This is a genomic window from Litorivicinus lipolyticus (assembly GCF_009650135.1).
GTDB lineage: Bacteria > Pseudomonadota > Gammaproteobacteria > Pseudomonadales > Litorivicinaceae > Litorivicinus > Litorivicinus lipolyticus.
The window spans coordinates 748,358-765,748 of sequence record NZ_CP045871.1; the positions used below are offsets into that span (position 1 = coordinate 748,358).

At 60.1% G+C, this 17,391-nt stretch carries 21 protein-coding genes; 17 read left to right on the plus strand and 4 right to left on the minus strand.

Annotated elements, in window-relative coordinates; translation table 11 throughout:
• The first annotated feature begins 1 nt into the window (after position 1).
• Genes GH975_RS03815 through GH975_RS03835 form a run of 5 tightly spaced genes read left to right on the plus strand, consistent with a single transcriptional unit; the run spans position 2 to position 5,007 of the window.
• Positions 2-1,270, plus strand: coding sequence for a bifunctional folylpolyglutamate synthase/dihydrofolate synthase (locus GH975_RS03815; protein WP_153713246.1), 1,269 nt, complete (start codon positions 2-4; stop codon positions 1,268-1,270).
• Positions 1,267-1,770 carry an SPOR domain-containing protein gene (locus GH975_RS03820; protein ID WP_153713247.1) on the plus strand — a complete coding sequence of 168 codons (504 nt, stop codon included), beginning with the start codon at positions 1,267-1,269 and terminating at the stop codon, positions 1,768-1,770. Before GH975_RS03815 ends, GH975_RS03820 begins: the two co-directional genes overlap by 4 nt.
• Positions 1,767-2,279, plus strand: coding sequence for a CvpA family protein (locus tag GH975_RS03825; protein ID WP_153713248.1), 513 nt, complete (start codon positions 1,767-1,769; stop codon positions 2,277-2,279). Before GH975_RS03820 ends, GH975_RS03825 begins: the two co-directional genes overlap by 4 nt.
• Positions 2,280-2,281: 2 nt before the next feature.
• Complete coding sequence (gene purF, locus GH975_RS03830) at positions 2,282-3,799, plus strand: amidophosphoribosyltransferase (protein WP_153713249.1); 1,518 nt, start codon at positions 2,282-2,284, stop codon at positions 3,797-3,799.
• On the plus strand, positions 3,796-5,007 hold the full coding sequence (locus GH975_RS03835) for an O-succinylhomoserine sulfhydrylase (protein ID WP_153713250.1): 1,212 nt from the start codon (positions 3,796-3,798) through the stop codon (positions 5,005-5,007). Before purF ends, GH975_RS03835 begins: the two co-directional genes overlap by 4 nt.
• On the opposite strand, the gene htpX is transcribed toward GH975_RS03835, so the two are convergent.
• Positions 5,008-5,892, minus strand: a complete 885-nt coding sequence (htpX, locus tag GH975_RS03840) for a protease HtpX (protein WP_153713251.1) — start codon at positions 5,890-5,892, stop codon at positions 5,008-5,010. It abuts the gene before it with no gap.
• A gap of 105 nt (positions 5,893-5,997) precedes the next feature.
• Between htpX and msrB the strand changes: the two genes are divergently transcribed.
• The 6 genes from msrB to GH975_RS03870 all read left to right on the plus strand — a co-directional run bounded on the left by msrB (position 5,998) and on the right by GH975_RS03870 (position 9,424).
• Complete coding sequence (msrB, locus tag GH975_RS03845) at positions 5,998-6,393, plus strand: peptide-methionine (R)-S-oxide reductase MsrB (RefSeq protein ID WP_153713252.1); 396 nt, start codon at positions 5,998-6,000, stop codon at positions 6,391-6,393.
• Positions 6,386-6,745: a thiol-disulfide oxidoreductase DCC family protein gene (locus GH975_RS03850; protein WP_153713253.1), complete on the plus strand. Its 360-nt coding sequence runs from the start codon at positions 6,386-6,388 to the stop codon at positions 6,743-6,745. The genes msrB and GH975_RS03850 overlap by 8 nt, the downstream gene beginning before the upstream one ends.
• A gap of 114 nt (positions 6,746-6,859) precedes the next feature.
• A complete protein-coding gene (gene folE, locus GH975_RS03855) occupies positions 6,860-7,414 on the plus strand; it encodes a GTP cyclohydrolase I FolE (protein WP_153713254.1) in 555 nt (184 codons plus the stop codon).
• A 3-nt stretch (positions 7,415-7,417) separates the two neighbouring features.
• The gene (gene ubiG, locus GH975_RS03860; RefSeq protein ID WP_153713255.1) at positions 7,418-8,134 is read left to right on the plus strand and encodes a bifunctional 2-polyprenyl-6-hydroxyphenol methylase/3-demethylubiquinol 3-O-methyltransferase UbiG; all 717 of its coding nucleotides are present in this window, start codon (positions 7,418-7,420) and stop codon (positions 8,132-8,134) included.
• On the plus strand, positions 8,127-8,858 hold the full coding sequence (locus tag GH975_RS03865; RefSeq protein ID WP_153713256.1) for an MBL fold metallo-hydrolase: 732 nt from the start codon (positions 8,127-8,129) through the stop codon (positions 8,856-8,858). The genes ubiG and GH975_RS03865 overlap by 8 nt, the downstream gene beginning before the upstream one ends.
• Before the next feature lie 32 nt (positions 8,859-8,890).
• Complete coding sequence (locus GH975_RS03870; RefSeq protein ID WP_153713257.1) at positions 8,891-9,424, plus strand: 2-amino-4-hydroxy-6-hydroxymethyldihydropteridine diphosphokinase; 534 nt, start codon at positions 8,891-8,893, stop codon at positions 9,422-9,424.
• Here the strand turns inward: GH975_RS03870 and GH975_RS03875 are convergent.
• The 3 genes from GH975_RS03875 to GH975_RS03885 are packed head-to-tail and all read right to left on the minus strand — an operon-like array spanning position 9,308 to position 11,342.
• On the minus strand, positions 9,308-10,015 hold the full coding sequence (locus tag GH975_RS03875) for an SDR family oxidoreductase (RefSeq protein ID WP_153713258.1): 708 nt from the start codon (positions 10,013-10,015) through the stop codon (positions 9,308-9,310). The genes GH975_RS03870 and GH975_RS03875 overlap by 117 nt on opposite strands.
• Positions 10,012-10,815, minus strand: coding sequence for a glycosyltransferase family 2 protein (locus GH975_RS03880; RefSeq protein ID WP_153713259.1), 804 nt, complete (start codon positions 10,813-10,815; stop codon positions 10,012-10,014). Before GH975_RS03880 ends, GH975_RS03875 begins: the two co-directional genes overlap by 4 nt.
• A complete protein-coding gene (locus GH975_RS03885; protein WP_153713260.1) occupies positions 10,812-11,342 on the minus strand; it encodes a glutathione peroxidase in 531 nt (176 codons plus the stop codon). Before GH975_RS03885 ends, GH975_RS03880 begins: the two co-directional genes overlap by 4 nt.
• Before the next feature lie 104 nt (positions 11,343-11,446).
• On the opposite strand from GH975_RS03885, the gene GH975_RS03890 reads away from it, so the two are divergent.
• Genes GH975_RS03890 through dinB form a run of 6 tightly spaced genes read left to right on the plus strand, consistent with a single transcriptional unit; the run spans position 11,447 to position 17,370 of the window.
• On the plus strand, positions 11,447-12,994 hold the full coding sequence (locus GH975_RS03890; protein ID WP_246164758.1) for a cryptochrome/photolyase family protein: 1,548 nt from the start codon (positions 11,447-11,449) through the stop codon (positions 12,992-12,994).
• A complete protein-coding gene (locus GH975_RS03895; protein ID WP_153713262.1) occupies positions 12,995-13,138 on the plus strand; it encodes a DUF2256 domain-containing protein in 144 nt (47 codons plus the stop codon).
• Positions 13,135-14,403, plus strand: coding sequence for a DASH family cryptochrome (locus tag GH975_RS03900; RefSeq protein WP_170272528.1), 1,269 nt, complete (start codon positions 13,135-13,137; stop codon positions 14,401-14,403). The genes GH975_RS03895 and GH975_RS03900 overlap by 4 nt, the downstream gene beginning before the upstream one ends.
• Positions 14,400-15,899 carry an FAD-binding domain-containing protein gene (locus tag GH975_RS03905; RefSeq protein WP_211365837.1) on the plus strand — a complete coding sequence of 500 codons (1,500 nt, stop codon included), beginning with the start codon at positions 14,400-14,402 and terminating at the stop codon, positions 15,897-15,899. The genes GH975_RS03900 and GH975_RS03905 overlap by 4 nt, the downstream gene beginning before the upstream one ends.
• A 1-nt stretch (position 15,900) precedes the next feature.
• Entirely contained in the window at positions 15,901-16,302 is a 402-nt protein-coding gene (locus GH975_RS03910; RefSeq protein WP_153713264.1) for a DUF3429 domain-containing protein, read from the plus strand.
• Between the two features lie 3 nt (positions 16,303-16,305).
• Entirely contained in the window at positions 16,306-17,370 is a 1,065-nt protein-coding gene (gene dinB, locus GH975_RS03915; RefSeq protein ID WP_153713265.1) for a DNA polymerase IV, read from the plus strand.
• The last annotated feature ends 21 nt before the right edge of the window (positions 17,371-17,391 follow it).

Below are 17,391 nucleotides of genomic sequence, written 5' to 3' on the forward strand. Positions count from 1 at the left end.
GATGCCGCGGGGCCTTAACCAGTGGATTGAGCACCTGGAGTCGCTTAATCCCGATCATATTGAAATGGGCCTGGAGCGCGTCGCTGCGGTCTGGGCTCGACTGCATGACGGCCCCATTAACGCCAAGGTGTTGACCATCACCGGCACCAACGGCAAGGGCACCTGTGCCTTTGCTGCGGCGTCAGTGTTGGGCGCGGCGGGCTATCGCACCGGGCTTTACAGCTCGCCGCATTTGATGCAATTCGGCGAGCGCATTCGGATCGACGGTTTGATCGCATTGCCCGATCAGTTGACTGGCGCCTTCGAAGCCGTCGAGGCGGCGCGCGGTGACATCGCACTGACCTATTTTGAATTCACGACACTGGCGGCGTTCGTGATTTTCACGGCGGCCGAGCTGGATGTCTGGGTATTGGAAGTGGGCTTGGGCGGGCGCTTGGATGCGGTCAATATCATCGACAGTGACGTCGCTGTGATTACCAGCATCGGGCTGGACCACCAAGACTGGCTGGGCGATTCGTTGCACGCGGTGGCGACTGAAAAAGTCGGCATTGCGCGCGCCGCAAAGCCACTGGTGGTGGGGGCAACCAGAGTCCCGCCGGTGATCGCGAAACATGCGCGCCAGCTCGGTTGCCGGGTCTACCAAAATGGCCGCGGCTACGAAGCCTACACTGAAACGCAGCGCGGTCGCCCGACCGGCTGGACCTGGCAGGGCGAGGGCGGAGATGGTCGTTTTCATCTGATTGATGGGATTGCCTTTCGTTACCTCAATATCGACAGCTTGGGCGCGGCGGTGCAGGCACTGTTGTTGCTGGACCTGGCGATTGACGATGCCCAAATTCGCGACGGGATGGCCGCGCTATCGATTCCCGGTCGCTTCCAAACCCACCCGATCGCCAATGACGTAACCGTGGTGTTTGACGTCGCCCATAATCCGGCGGCGGGTGCATCTTTGCGCGACATGTTGCGCCAGCAGGGTTGTGACGGCGTTACGCGCTGCGTCATCGCCATGGCCCGTGACAAAGACCATGCTGAATTCATCGCCACCATCGGCTCTGAAATCAGCGAATGGTACCTGTGCGATTTGGCGTCGGCGCGCAACTGGGATGCGGCTAAGATCCGCGCTGAGGTGTTGCCCAATGCCATGTATTTCCCGAGTCCCAGCACCGCGGTGTCGACCGCTGTGAACCGTTCGCGCCCGGGTGACCGATTGTTGGTGGTCGGCTCGTTTATGTTGTTGGCGGATGTTATGGACGCCGAGGAATTGGTATGAGTGCTGAACAAATGTTGTCAGCTGCCCAAGTTCGCCACCGTGTGATCGGTGCGATTGTGGTGCTGTCGTTGTTAATTATTGTCGTGCCCTGGGCGCTGGATCCGGACACGGCGGCGTTTGATCCGCGCTCGGTCGCGATTGAAGACGTGCCGGCGGCGCCCTTTGTTGGCTCGCCGGTGTCGCCGACACCGATGCCCGAGGCGACCGAGGCTGCATTGCGCAGCGCCCAGGACCTATTAAACCCGAGCGCGCCGGTGGCCGGGCCAATGCCGGATGCTTGGGGATTGCAGGTCGGCAGCTTTAAAAATGCAGACAACGCCCAACGCCTGGCTGATCGATTGATCGCGGCGGATTGGGAGGGTGTGCGGCTGGAACCAAAATCCGGATTTCACCGGGTGCTGGTCGGGCCGGTGCGTAATCGTGCTGACGCGGATGGACTGCAAAGCCAGTTGAAACGCGAATTTGACCTGAACGGACGTGTGGTACGGATCAAACCATGACCTTGACTGAATTTACCCTGCTCGATTGGGCGTTTGCCGCCCTGATCGGTGTCAGCGCGTTGATGTCGTTGGCCAAAGGCCTGATCAAAGAAGCCATGTCGCTGGGCATCTGGGTGGCGGCGTTTTTTGGCAGTCGTGCCTTGGGGCCGAAAGCCGAAGTGCTGTTCGATGGCCTGATTGAGAACCCGTTCTACATCACCATTGCCGGCTTCGCATCAGTCTTTATCGCCATCCTGATTTTGGGCGCGGCGGTGCGCTTTGCATTGGCAGCGCTCGTCCAGGCGACCGGTCTGACCTGGACCGATCGTTTGCTGGGCGTGGTGTTCGGTGTCGCTCGGGGCGCCTTGATTGTGACCCTGGCGGTCGGGTTAGTGAATTTAAGTCCCTTTCGAAGCGCGGAGTGGTTTGTGAAGTCACAGCTGGTCCCGCAATTTATTGAAGTCGCCGAGTGGTCGGTTGCCAAGCTATGGCATGGTGCCCCACTCGAATCCCCAGTTAAGGAGAACTAAGCATGTGTGGCATCGTCGGTATGTACGGAGTTGAAGCCGTCAACCAAGCGCTGTACGACGCACTAACCGTGTTGCAACACCGAGGTCAGGACGCCGCCGGCATCATGACTGAAGACAACGACGGCCATCTGCATTTACGCAAAGACAACGGCTTGGTCCGGGACGTGTTCCGGACCCGTCACATGCGCAACCTGACCGGTAACATTGGCATCGGTCATTGCCGTTACCCGACTGCCGGCAGCGCTTCCAGCGCCGAAGCCCAGCCGTTTTACGTCAACTCGCCCTACGGCATTTCGTTGGCCCACAACGGCAACCTGACCAACACGGTTGAATTGCTCGACGACCTGTACCGTTCGGATTTGCGCCACATCAACACCTCGTCGGATTCCGAAGCGCTGTTGAACGTGCTGGCGCACCACCTCCAAGGGGCGGGCAAGCTGATTCCGGAACCGGACGACTTTTTTGAAGCCGTGACGGAAGTGCATCGCCGTTGCAAGGGTGCCTATGCAGTGGTCGCACTGGTCAGTGGCCACGGCATGTTGGCGTTTCGCGATCCCAACGGCATTCGTCCGCTGGTGTACGGCAAGCGCGAAGTCGAGGGCGGAACGGACTACATGGTGGCCAGTGAGTCGGTCGCATTGTCGACTGCCGGATTCGAATTGATCCGTGACTTGGAGCCGGGTGAGGCCTTGCTGGTCGATAAAACCGGCCAGTTGCACACGCGAGTGTGCGCGGTTGATGCCGAGCTTACGCCCTGCTTGTTCGAATTCGTTTACCTATCACGGCCGGACTCTGTGATTGATGGCATTTCGGTTTACGACGCGCGGTTGAACATGGGCCGTAAATTGGCCAAGACTATCTTGGAACAGTTACCCGACGCCGATCAAATCGACGTTGTCATTCCGATTCCCGATACCTCGCGTCCGATTGCCTTGGAAACCGCTCGCACCATGGGTATCGACTACCGCGAAGGGTTCGTCAAAAACCGCTACATTGGTCGCACCTTTATCATGCCGGGCCAGACCGAGCGTAAAAAATCGGTTCGCCAAAAACTCAACCCGGTCCGCCACGAATTTGAAGGCCGTAACGTGTTGCTGGTCGACGACTCGATTGTACGCGGCACGACGTCACGTCAAATTGTCGAGCTGGCGCGTGAAAACGGCGCCCGTAAGGTGTATTTCGCCAGCGCCGCGCCGCCGGTTCGCTTCCCCAATGTTTACGGCATCGATATGCCCAGCCGCTCGGAGCTGATTGCGCACGATCGCACGACGGCTGAAATTGCAGAACAACTGGGCGCCGATGGTCTGGTCTACCAGACTCTGGATGACTTGAAAGATTCGGTGCTGGAATGCCGCCGTGACATCAAAGGCTTCGATGCCAGCGTGTTTGACGGTCACTACGTGACGCCGGGGATCGACCTGGACTACTTGGCGCAACTGGACGCACGGCGCAACGACTCGGCTAAACAGTCGTCGGATGACGAGGGGGAAGAGCAACTGGCGATCAGGAACGGCGTATGAGCGATCGCGATCAGGCCCAGCAAGCGGCCACGGCGGCCGGCGATTTCCGTACCCAAGCCGTGCGCGGTGGCCATCGACGCAGTGACGAGGCCGAGCACGCCGAAGCCATGTTCATGACCTCGTCGTTTTGTTTTCCTAACGCCGAAGCCGCCAAGGCGGCCTTTGTTGATGACTCGGGCGACAACGTCTACAGCCGCTTTGATAACCCGACCGTGCAAGCGTTCGAGCAGCGCCTGGCGATGCTGGAAGGGGGCGAGCGCTGTATCGCCACTGCCAGCGGTATGGCCGCGACCTTGGCGCTGGGTATGGCGCTGTTACAGGCCGGCGACAAGGTCGTCTGTTCACAGGCGGTATTCGGCAGCACGCTGAATTTGTGGAGCAAGTACTTTGGCAAATTCGGTGTTGAGGTGGTCACGGTCGACCCATTCGACTTGGATGCGTGGCGCGCGGCGATCGACGGGCGCACCAAAATTGCGTACCTCGAAACGCCGACCAATCCGCGCTGCGAAATTGTCGATATTCGGGCGGTCGCCGACATCGCCCATGCCAAGGGCGCAAAACTTGTGGTCGACAACTGCTTTTGCACGCCCGCGTTGCAACGCCCATTGGAACTGGGGGCCGACATTGTTAGCCACAGCGCGACCAAGTTCTTGGACGGCCAGGGCCGTGCCGTAGGGGGTGCCTTGGTCGGCAGCCACGCCGATTTGGAACCGGTCTATTTGTTTATGCGTTCCGGCGGTCCGACCATGAGCGCGTTCAACGCCTGGGTGTTCTTAAAAGGATTGGAAACGCTGGATATTCGGCTGCGTGCCCAAAGTGAAACGGCGATGGCGGTGGCGACTTGGTTGACCACCCAGCCGCGTGTCAAACAGGTCTACTACGCCGGATTAGCATCGCACCCGGGATATGCGTTGGCGAAGGCTCAACAAAGCGGATTTGGCGCCGTCCTTAGCTTTGAAGTCGAGGGTGGTCAGGCCGGTGCCTGGTCCGTTATCGATGCCACCGAATTGGTGTCGCTGACCGGTAATTTGGGCGATACCCGAACGACCATTACCCACCCCAGTACGACCACGCACGGGCGCCTGACCGAGGCGCAGCGCCAGGCCGCGGGAATTGAGTCGGGCTTGATTCGAGTATCGGTCGGCCTTGAATCGGCGGCCGATTTGACCGCGGATTTGGCCAAAGGGTTGGCCGGCCTCGCGGGCTAACTAGCGCCGGGCTTGGAGGGCGCGAATGCGGTCCTCAAGCGGCGGGTGCGTGGTGAACAGCTTGCCGAATTTGCTGGCACCGGTGCGAATGCCAAACGCGGTCAAGGTGTCGGGCATGTCACTGGGCAACCCTTGTTCGGCACGCAACCGTTGCAGTGCACCGATCATGTCGCCTTTGTTGGCCAAGGTGGCGCCGGCCTCGTCGGCTTTGAATTCACGCCGGCGGCTGAACCAAAACACAAGTGCGCTGGCCAGGATGCCCAACACCATTTCGGCGACAAAGGTCGCAATGTAGAAACCAATGCCATGGCCGCGTTCGTTTTTCAGAATGACCCGATCGACGGTGTGGCCGATGATGCGCGCAAAGAACATCACGAAGGTGTTCACAACGCCTTGAACCAACGCCAGCGTGACCATGTCACCGTTGGCGACGTGACCGATCTCATGGGCCAACACCGCGCGTGCTTCGCCTTTGGAAAATCGTTGCAGCAAACCGGTGCTGACGGCGACCAAGGCGCTGTTCTTGTTCCAGCCGGTGGCAAAGGCGTTACTGACCGGGCTGTCAAATATGCCAATGTCCGGACGGCCGATGCCGGCTTTGTCGGACAGCTCGTTAACGGTGTCAACTAACCACTGTTCGCTGGCATTTTGCGGCTGGGTGATAACGCGGGTGCCGGTGCTGCGCCGGGCCATAGTTTTCGACAGCGCCAGGCTGACCAGCGAGCCGGCCATGCCGAACACAAAGCAAAACACCAGTAACGACGACAGGTTCAGGTCGCTGCCGCTGGCGTCCAGGTAGCCCTGAAATCCAAACAAGGACAGGGTGATTGAGGCGATCAAAATCACCGCTAGGTTGGTCAGTAAGAATAGTCCAATGCGTAACATGTCGTGTCTCCGATCGATGAGTGCAATATCGGGGGTTAGGCCGATCTTTTCAATGCGCTTGAAGCCTGAATTTGTGCCCATACCATTAGAACCACAGGAGAGCTTATGACCCTACCCAGTAAAGACGAATTAAGAGCGCGTTTGACGCCTGAGCAATTTCGGGTGACTCAAAAGGCCGGCACGGAAAAGCCGTTTAATAACGCTTACAACGATTGCAAAGAGCCCGGCGTATACCACTGCGTATGCTGTGACGAGCCCTTGTATGACGCCGCACACAAATTTGATTCGGGCACGGGTTGGCCTAGCTACTTCCAGCCCATTACCGCGACCAGCGTCCGCGAGAAAGCCGACCGCAGTTTGTTCATGCGCGCACGCACGGAGATTTTGTGTGCCCGCTGCGATGCCCATTTGGGGCACGTGTTCGATGACGGTCCGGCGCCGACTGGCAAGCGCTATTGCATGAATTCGGCCTCGATGGTGTTGAAACCGGCGGATGACTGAAACGCGCGGCACGGTCTTTCACGACGGCGGATGCCCGTTGTGCAATATCGAAATTAACCAACTAAAACGCGACGGCGCGGCCATCGATTTCGTCGACGTCAGTGCCCCTGGGTTCGATCCGGCGGCATTGGGCGTGGATCTGGTCAGCGCGCGCTATTGGTTGCATTGGATCGATCAAGACGGTCAGGTTTTCCAAGGCTACGAGGCCAACCTGAAAATGTGGCATGCCACGGGCCGCGTGCGTTTAGCCCGCGTTGCAGGGCACCCTTGGGTGCGACCGCTGGGCGAGCTGTGGTATCGGCTGTTCGCGCGCCTGCGTCACCCGATCGGGGCCTTGATGGGCCGAAAATAGGACCCTGTTTAAACACTTTTCTGCCAATTGGGCCTTGTTTGCCCAGCCCGATGGCGTAGCCTTGAACGCTACGCCAGGGACAGGCATTAACTTATCGAAAACCGAGGAGTTTTCATGATTGATGAAATGTCCGGCTTGTACCGGCAGTTGTTGGGCCAGCTTGGCGAGGACCCGGACCGTGAAGGCTTGGTCGACACGCCCAAGCGCGCCGCTAAGGCCATGCAGTTCCTGACCCAAGGCTATCGCCAAGACATCCAGTCGTTAATCAACGATGCGGTCTTTTCAAGCGATAACGACGAGATGGTCGTGGTCCGCGATATTGAGCTGTACTCCATGTGCGAACACCACATGCTGCCCTTTGTCGGCAAGTGCCACATCGGCTATTTGCCGGACGGCAAGGTGCTGGGGCTATCCAAGTTCGCGCGCATCGTCGACATGTTTGCGCGGCGCCTGCAAATCCAGGAAAACCTGACCAAGCAAATCGCCAATTGTGTCGAGGAAGTGACGGGGGCGCGCGGTGTTGGCGTCATCGTCGAATCCAAGCACATGTGCATGATGATGCGCGGCGTTGAAAAGCAAAACAGCTCCATGACGACCAGCGTGATGACCGGCCAGTTCCGCGAGTCGTCGGCCACGCGCAGCGAATTTATGCGCCTGGCGGGTTACTGAACCATGCCAAAGACGGTCGATGCAATTGACCAGCGTCAATTTGAGCAGTGGGCGGATGCGTGGTGGGACCCGGACGGTCCATTTATGCCGCTGCACCGGTTGAACGAATTTCGCTGTGCGTGGTTGCTGGATCGTATTGGCGGCGGCGGTGAGTTGCCGTTAAAGGGCAGGCGTGTATTAGATGTTGGCTGTGGTGGCGGCTTGGCCAGTGAGGCCATGGCCCGTGCCGGGGCCACCGTGGTCGGTTTGGATGTGACCGCGCGATCCATCGAGGTCGCCCGTCACCATGCCCAGCACAGTGGTGTCGACGTGACCTACTTCTGCTGCACGGTCGAAGCGCACTTGGACGCCAATCCGGTCCCGTATGACTTGGTGTTGAATTTGGAAGTAGTCGAACACGTGTCGGATTTGTCGGCGTTTTTGAGTGCCTGTGCCAAGCTGACGCGTTCGCGGGGCCACCAAGTCATTGCCACCATTAACCGCAACCCCATAGCCGGGCTGACGACCATTTGGGCGGCTGAAAACCTGTTGGATATCTTGCCCAAAGGCACCCACCAATACTCAAAGTTGGTCAAGCCGCGGGAATTGAAGCAATTGTTGGCCCGCGATGGGTTTGACGACTTTATCCAAGCCGGGGTGTTCTATAACCCGTTCACCAAAACCGTCAAACAGTCTTGGCACAGCCTGATGAACTACCTGGTGGTGGCTCAGCGTGCCTGAACTGACCCTGTTGGGTGTGGGTAGCGCCGATTCGATTCGTCATTTCAACACCAATGCCCTAATCACGACGGGCGACGGACGCATGCTGATCGACGCCGGGCATACTATCGGCCGGGCCTTGGACCGGGTCGGTCTGAGCTGTCGCGATATTGATGCGGTGTTTGTGACCCATTGCCACGCCGATCACATTTACGGGCTGGAGCGGATCGGTTCAGAGCGCTTGTTCGCGGGGCTGCCTCGGCCGCGCTTAATTGCGCATCGATCGCTGGAAACCGAGCTGTGGGATCAAAGCCTCAAAGGCAGCATGGGTCGGATAGGCGAGGGCGAATGTTCGCTTGCGACCTACTTTGATGTGGACTGGTTGGACGACGACGCGGTGTTCAGCGTCGGTGCGGTCGATTTCCAATTGTTTGCCGCGGATCACACCCCTGGCAAAGCCTGCTTTGGGGTGATGATTAACGGCCATCTGATGTACTCGGGCGACACCCGGCCGCTGCCGGCGGTGGTTCAGCGCTATCAGCCGGCGATGATTTTGCACGATTTTACGATGCACGAAGCCAACCCGGTCCACGCAACGCTGTCGCAGTTGTTGGCGGCGTACCCGGTGTCGGTGCGACAACGAATGAAATTAATGAGCTACGAGGATGACGTAGCTTCGGTACGGGATGCGGTTAACGCGTCCTTTATGGGCCTCGCGGAACAAGGAGAGACCGTGGCGCTCTAGGCGTCCATGACGGGCAACCCTGGAGAGACAAGATGTGGACACTGTGCTCATTGGGCAGCAACCTGGACCCGATTGCCAACACCGCGAAAACACTGGGCACCATGGCCCAGTGGTTCGGTCAGGTGAAGGTATCACCGCTGATTGAAACGGATGCGGTTGATGTCGATGGCGACCACGCCTTCTTAAATGGGCTGGTTCGCTTTCAATCCGAGCTGGACGATTCGGCTCTAAAACAGCGCCTATCAGGACTGGAAATTGCCCTGGGACGGGACCGTGCGCACCCGGACAGTAAAACCCGGGCGCGCCCGATGGACATTGATATTTTGGCCCGCGCGGCGACCTTGGACGCCTTACGGGTGACCGAGTCGACGCCGTATTTAGATCAGATGCTGGCGTCTGAAGCCGGCGGTTTGTCTAATCCGCGCTGGTCGGTTCGGGTCGGCGACGGCTTATTGGGCCAGAAATCGGCCACCGTCTACTTTGATCACGGCACCGGTCAGGTACGCGTTGTCAATCAACAACCAGATAGCGTCCAAAACGGGATCCAGTCCACCTTCACGTTGTAACAGCGTGTTGGCGAGTACGCGTTTTTTGTGTGCCTCGCTGTGTTCGGGCAAGAACAAAATCGGGCCGGGCTGAATCCGGTTGACGCGCACCTTGGGCGCCCAGTGCTTGGCATAACTTAGGGCTAAGTTGTCCAGGCCCGCTTTGGCGGCGGTGTAGGTGCGGTATTGGGGGTCCGGCCGTTCGGCAAAGATGTCGGTGATGTGAACCACATTTGGGTCGCCGTCGCTGGCCTGTAACAGCGCCCCCAAACCTTCGTTAATCAGCATCGGCGCTTGCACGTGGACACGGTGACAGGCGTCGCTCCAGCGCGCTTTGGCGGCTAAATCGTCCGGCTCGGGTGTGAAGCAACTGGCGTTATGGACAATCAGGTCCAAGCGCGCACTGCTCTGCAGCGTCGTGACCATGGCGATCACCGCGTCGGCGTCTTCCAAATCCGCCTGATACAGCGTCGCCCCGCGCCCAGCCAAGGTCGTGGTGGCATCGGATGGTGTGCGGTAGTGACCGCTGACCTGCCAGCCTTGATCCAATAGGCGTTGGCAGATAGCAAATCCCAGTCGGCGTCCGACCCCAGTTACAAAAGCGTGTTTCAACGAATAATCTCCAAATAAGCATCAAAGGATGTCGCGCCATGGCGCTGGCAATATTCGCCATAGGCCCGGTTGGTGGCGCGCTTGGCGGTAAACAGTTCGGTCGCGTGGCGGCCCAAGGCTGGATCACGGGCGACCACGCCTGCGTCAATTAGGCGCAGTATCTCAAGGTAGCCGCGTTCGGCCTTGTCGATGCTGCCGTGTTGGTGGCAGTGACTGTCCACGTGGGTGCGGTAGTGAAACAAGCGGTGCGGGTGGATCACCAGGCCGCCGGCGCGTTCGATCGCATCCAGGTTAAACACCGTGTCCCCAGCCAGCGCCACCGTTTCGGGCCAGCGCGTGATGACGCGCCGGTCGAACGCCAAATGAATGGTCGCGTTCAGATCCAGGTATTGTTGTGGGCTCAAATGACGCAGGCCGTCGGCCGGTTCGAACACCACACGCTCCAATGCGCCGGTGTCGCCGTTAACGGTGACCTCACTGTCGCCAGCCACGCCATAGCGGCGCGCCAGCGGTGCCAATTTTTCAATACGTGTCGGCGCCATCCAGTCATCGCCGTCCAGCGCCACGATGACGTCGCCGCGGCAGTGCACTAAGCCCACATTGCGGGCCCGGTTGGGGCCGCTGCCAAGGCCAGCGTGGACTGCGCAAATTCTGGGGTCGTCGGGCAGGGCGTAGTCGCCGTCGTCGTCGATCACCACGACCCACTGCCAATCCGCGTCGGTTTGCGCCATCACGCACTCAACCAGCGCCGGCAGATGGCGCTGGGCGTGGTATAGCGGTGTCAGTATCGAGGTGGTCACAGGGCCGCCTTAATCGCCTCGATTAAACGCGGGTCTTCGGGTGCCCATTGGCTTGGGAAGTCACTGATCAGTTGGCCGTCACGACCGAGCAGGTATTTGTGAAAGTTCCATTGGGGGTAGCGTCCGGCGGCGTCGGCCAGCCCCTGATACAGCGGGCCGGCTTTGCCTTGGGCGGCGTGGGTGTGCTCGAACATAGGGAACTCAACGCCATAGGTCAGGCGACAAAATTCCAGCGAGTCATCCTCTTGGGCATATTCCTGGCGGCCAAAGTCTTCGCTGGGAAAGCCCAGGACCACAAAGCCTTGATCGCCAAAGCGCCGGTACAGCGCTTCGAGGCCATCGAACTGCGGTGTGAAGCCGCATTTGCTGGCGGTATTGACGATCAGTACCACCTGTTCTGGGTAGGCTTGGCACAGGGTGACGGTTTCGTCCGACGCCAAACGCCGCGCCTGGACGTCCAATAGCGGCGCACAGGCATAAGCGGAGGTTGTGAGCACGGCCGACAAGGCCAACAAGGTTCGTTTCATGACCTAAAGATGGGGTGTCGGCTAAACTTTTCCAGCCCAGTGCGGCATAATTAGCACGCCAGGGTCGGCACTAGAGCGCGAGGATGCGCGGGTCGGAGTCAACCGTGCGAACAACGCTAGTCTTAGTTTTGGGTGATCAACTGTCCGATCACCTGTCCAGTCTCGACGGGCTTGATCCGTCGGCGACGACGGTGCTGATGGCCGAAGTTGCCGCCGAGGCCACGTACGTCCGTCACCACCCGAAAAAAATAGCCCTGATCTTTGCCGCCATGCGCCATTTTGCCGAGCGCTTACGCCGGCGTGGTTTTGACGTGATCTACTACGCCTACGATCCGGCCGGTCCGGCGGATTTGAGCGCGGTGTTGGCGCGCCATGCGTCGGATTTTGAGCGTATTCAAGTGACCCAGTGTGGCGAATACCGGCTGGATCAAATCATGCGCCAATGGCAGGTCGATTTTGGCGTGCGGATTTTGGACGACACCCGTTTTATTGCCAACTTGGACGACTTTAAGCAGTGGGCCCGGGGCCGTAAACAAGTGCGGATGGAGTATTTCTACCGCGACCAGCGCCGCGCGACTGGCCTGCTGATGGACGGTGACCAACCCTTCGGCGGCCAGTGGAACTTCGATGCGGATAACCGCAAAGCCTACACCGGCGCGCCCACGGAGGGTCCGATGCGGTTTCAGCCGGATGCCATCACCGCCGAGGTGTTGGACCTGGTCGAGGCACATTTCGGCCATCACTTTGGCGAGCTGCGTCCGTTCTGGTTTGGCGTCACGCACGAGCACGCCGAAGCCGCATTCGTGCACTTTTTGGACACTCAGTTGGCTGACTATGGCGATTTTCAGGACGCCATGCGCCAAAACGATGACTGGCTGTTCCACAGCGTCCTAAGTGTTTATATCAACATTGGACTGCTCGATCCCTTGGATCTGTGCCGTCGCGCGGAAGCTGCGTATCACGCGGGCTTGGCCAAGCTGAATTCCGTCGAGGGCTTTATCCGCCAGATCATTGGTTGGCGCGAATACGTGCGCGGCATTTATTGGTTAACCATGCCCGACTATGCCGAGATGAACGGCTTGGATGCGCACCGGGCCTTGCCTGATTTTTATTGGGACGATTCCAAGACCGATATGAACTGCCTGCGCCAAGCGGTGCGGTTGACCCGCGAGGAGGCCTGGAGCCATCACATCTTGCGCTTGATGGTGACGGGTAACTTTGCGCTGCTCATCGGCGTCGATCCGAAAGCACTGGGCCAGTGGTATCTCGAAGTCTATGCGGATGCCTTCGAATGGGTCGAGCTGCCCAATGTACTGGGCATGGTCAGCCATGCTGACGGCGGTTACCTCGGGTCCAAGCCCTACGCGGCCAGTGGCAAGTACATTTCGCGTCAGGGTGATTATTGTCAGCACTGTCGCTTCAATCCGAAAAAAGACATCGGCCCGGATGCCTGTCCGATGAACAGCCTGTACTGGCACTTTATGGACCGCCACCAAGACCGCTTCGCCAAGCACCCGCGCATGGCGATGATGTTTAGAACCTGGGCCAAAATGGACCCGACCAAAAAAGACGCCCTGTTGGCCCAGGCCAATGCGTTTCTGGCGCGCTTGGACGGGGCGGATGACGACGTCCAGCCGCTGGAGCTGATCTGAATGCCGAAAGGGGTGGCCAAGGCGAATTTGCCGACCAAGGACTGCGTGGTCTGTAAGCGCCCCTTCAGTTGGCGAAAAAAATGGGCGCGCGATTGGCCCCAGGTTATTTACTGCTCACAACGTTGCCGCCGGAGTGCCGAATGATTTTAGATTGCCGCGACCTGTTACGCATCGATGATAACCCCGGCCTGTGGCTGGATAATGTGGTGCCGGTTTGGGTGATGCCGAGCGCGCCGATGTCGCCGCGGCGCCAGCGCTTTTTGTTGCAGGCGGTGGCGGCTTTACGTGCGGGGCTGCGTGCGCGCGGTTCGGATGTGCTGATTCGTTTCGGTGACCGGGTCGAGGTGTTGACTGCCTTGGCGGCTGAGTTGGGTTGTGGGGTCGCCTGTGCTCGCCCCTCCGGCGTCGACGAATTGCACCAGGATGCGCAAATACCCGGGCTGGTCTATTTCGATGCCCGGACGTTGTATGGCGCTGATGATTTGCCGTTTTCAGCGACGCCCGAGCCGTTTACGCGCTTTCGCAAAGTGGTCGAAAAACAGCTTCGGGTCGACGCGCCGGTGGATGCGCCAGCGCGGTTGCCCGCGATTCCTGTGCGCTTGGCACCGGGCGAGTTACCGCCGCTGCCGGTCGTCGCTCACGACCCACGAGCCTACCGCGATTACCGCGGCGGCGAAGACGCCGCCCAGGCCGAGTTGGCAAAGTATTTCAGCGGCACACGACCTGCGCACTACAAGCAAACCCGCAACGCTATGCACGGCTGCGAAGGCTCAACCAAGTTCAGCCCCTGGTTGGCCCAGGGCAGCCTATCGCCCCGGCGTATCTGGCACCGGGTAACCCAGTACGAACAGCAAGTGACTAAAAACGACAGCACCTACTGGATCCAGTTTGAGCTGTTGTGGCGCGAGTTTTTCCAGTGGTGGTTGCCCGAGCAAAGCCCGGCCCTGTTCGGTCGACGCGAGCTGGCCCCGGCGCCGCGTGATTTTGCGCGCTGGTGTGCCGGCGACACCGGTGTGCCCATGATCGATGCCAACATGCGTGAACTCAATGCCACCGGGTACATGAGCAACCGTGGTCGTCAAAACGTCGCCAGTTTCCTGAGTAAAGACCTGGGCGTTGACTGGCGTTTGGGCGCGGATTATTTCGAGACACACCTGATCGACTACGACGTCGCCAGTAACTGGGGCAACTGGGCCTATGTCGCCGGTACCGGCGCCGATCCGCGCGATGACCGCTGGTTTAATGTGCTGTTACAAGGCACGCGTTACGACCGGCGCGGCGACTACGTGCGCCACTGGGTGCCGGGATTGGCAGGCATTGACCCGGGGTGTGTGCACTGGCCTTGGCGCGACGGCGGCCCTCGCCCAATCATCCATCCGCCGCGCTGGAACTCGGTTATCGACGCGTGAATCTGGTCTGGTTTAAACGCGATCTGCGCTGTGTCGATCACGAGCCGTTGGCGCGGGCCAGCGCCGGGCCGGTGTTGCCGCTGTACGTGATCGAGCCCGAGTATTGGCTGTTGGCAGACACGTCCGAGCGCCAGTATCGGTTTTTGCTCGATTCGCTGCGCGACTTGGCTGAACAACTGGCGCGGCGCGGTCAGCCGCTATGGGTGTGTGTGGGCGACGCCGTCAGCGTGATCCAAGACCTGGTCGAGCGCTTTGATGTCGACGCCGTGTTCAGCCACGAAGAAACCGGTAACGGCTGGACCTTTGCCCGCGATCGCCGGGTCGGCGCGATGCTGCGGGGGCGTGCTGTGGCGTGGCACCAATACCGCCAGCACGGGATCGTGCGGGGGCTGGGTCAGCGCGTCAATTGGGCGTCGCAATGGGAGGCATTGATGGCCGCCGCGCAGTGGCCGGTTGCTGATCTGCGCGGTCCGGGCGCCGGGCTGTTTCAACTGCCCGACGATTTGCCGATGAGCGAGCGCACGCCGTGCCGAGTCCAGCGCGGCGGCAGTGCGGCGGGCACGCGCGCGCTGGACAGTTTTTTGGCCGAACGCGGCCGCGACTATACCCGCGCCATGTCCAGCCCACTGTCGGCCGGGCGCGCCTGTTCGCGGTTGAGTCCGCATTTGGCCCTGGGCACGTTGTCGCTGCGGGCCACGGTGACACGGCTGCGCTCGACCGATGCGGACGACGCCAGTTGGGCGCGCTCGTATCGGTCGTTGGACAAGCGACTGCATTGGCATTGCCACTTCATGCAAAAGCTCGAGTCCGAGCCGCGCATGGAGTTCGAGCCGATTCACCGCGGTTTTATCGATTTAAAAACGGAGCCAGCCGATCCGGTGACTTTGCAGCGCTGGATCGACGGCGAGACCGGCTGGCCCTTTGTTGATGCCTGCATGCGTTCGCTGGCGGCCACCGGGTGGATGAATTTTCGCATGCGCGCCATGATCGTTGCGATCAACGCCTATCACTTGTGGCAGCCGTGGCAGGGCGCTGCGCAGCGGTTGGCCCAACGATTCGTGGATTACGAACCGGGCATCCATTATTCCCAGATCCAAATGCAGTCCGGTACCACCGGGATCAACGTCAATCGCATGTACAACCCGATCAAACAGTCGCGCGACCAAGACCCGGACGGTGACTTTATTCGGCGCTGGGTGCCGGAGCTGGCGGGCTACAACAGCAGCTGGATTCACGAGCCCTGGAAAGCCCCGGCTAACTTGCAGCGCGCCGGCGGCGCCCGGATCGGAGAGCACTACCCCGAACCGATCGCCGATCCGGTTCAAAGTGCGCGCGTGGCGCGTGATAAAATGCGCGACTACATCCGAACACACGACCTCGACGCCGAGGCGCGGCGTGTACTGGCGGCACACGGCAGTCGCATGAAGCAGCCGCGTCCGCGGTCATCGCCTAGGACGTCGACAGCGGCACAAAACGCCCTGGATTTTGGAGACTAAAATGGACATGAAATGGCTGCGAATATTGGGCTATGCCGGGCTAGCGCCGTTTGCGGCCACGGCAATGGGTCATTGGGCTGGGTTGCCGGTGGATCGCGTCGGGCTGGTTTACGGCGCGGTTATTTTGAGTTTTCTGGGGGGCATCCAGTGGGGCTCGGCGCTGCACGCCAGCGCCGGTCAGCGCGAGCGCTTGGTCGCCTCGGTGGTGCCGTCGTTGATCGCCTGGATTGCGGTGCTGCTGGCCCAGCCCTTTGCCAGCGTCGTTTTGATCGGTGGCTTTATCGGCCAGTGGCTGTTTGACCGCCGCCATGCGAACGCTGCCCAATGGCCGCTGGAATTTGTGGTCTTGCGCACGCACCTGACCCTGGGGGCCTGCGTGGGGTTGGGCGCGCTGTTGGTCTAAACCGTGAGTTCGCGCAAAATCATCCACGTTGATGCGGACTGTTTTTACGCCGCGGTCGAGGAGCGTGATGACCCCAGTTTGCGCGGCAAGCCGGTCGCGGTCGGCGGGCGTCCCGACGGTCGCGGCGTGATCGCTACCGCCAGCTACACTGCGCGCAGTTTCGGGGTGCGCAGCGCAATGTCATCGGCACAGGCGTTGCGGCTGTGCCCGGATTTGCTGTTCATAAAACCGGACATGGCCAAATACCGAGAGGCCTCACGTGGCATGCGCGCGGTGTTCGAACAGTACACCGCGCTGATCGAGCCGCTGTCGTTGGACGAGGCCTATTTGGACGTTAGTGACGTGTCGTTGCACCAAGGCAGCGCCACGCGCATGGCCGCGGCGATTAAACAGGCGGTGTTCGAGTCGGTCGGCATTCGGGTTTCCGCCGGCGTGTCGGTGAATAAGTTTCTGGCCAAGGTGGCCTCGGACTGGGAAAAGCCGGATGGGCTGACGGTGCTCGGCCCCGATCAAATTGATGGCTTTGTCGCGCGTTTGCCGATTCGAAAATTCCCGGGTGTCGGGCCGCGCACCGCCGAACGCCTGATGGCGGCGGGCTTTACCACCGGCGCTGATTTGCGTCACCTGGATCGGCGTCAATGGATCAAACAATGGGGCGCATTGGGCGAGCGCCTGTATCACCTGTCACGCGGCGACGATCGGCGCAGCGTCAAGTCTGAGCGGCTCAGTAAAAGTGTCAGTGTGGAAACGACCTTCGAGGTTGATCTGCCGGATTTGCTGGCCTGTCGCGAGGCGCTGTGGCCGCTGATTGAACGGCTGATGGAACGCGTCGGCGAAGACAAACGGGCGCGAGTTCGCTCGCAGTTCGTCAAGCTCAAGTTCTCGGATTTCAGTCAGACCACGGCCGAAGGGCCTGCGGGACCGGCGATGGAATCGGGCTTTGATCGGCATTTGCAGGACGCCTTTGCGCGCGCGGACCAGGGCGTTCGACTGATTGGCGTTGGGGTGCGGCTGGGCTCCCCGGAGATTGCGAAACAGCTCACATTGCCATGGTCCGATACCCCATAGGCCGTTTACTAACCATCGCAA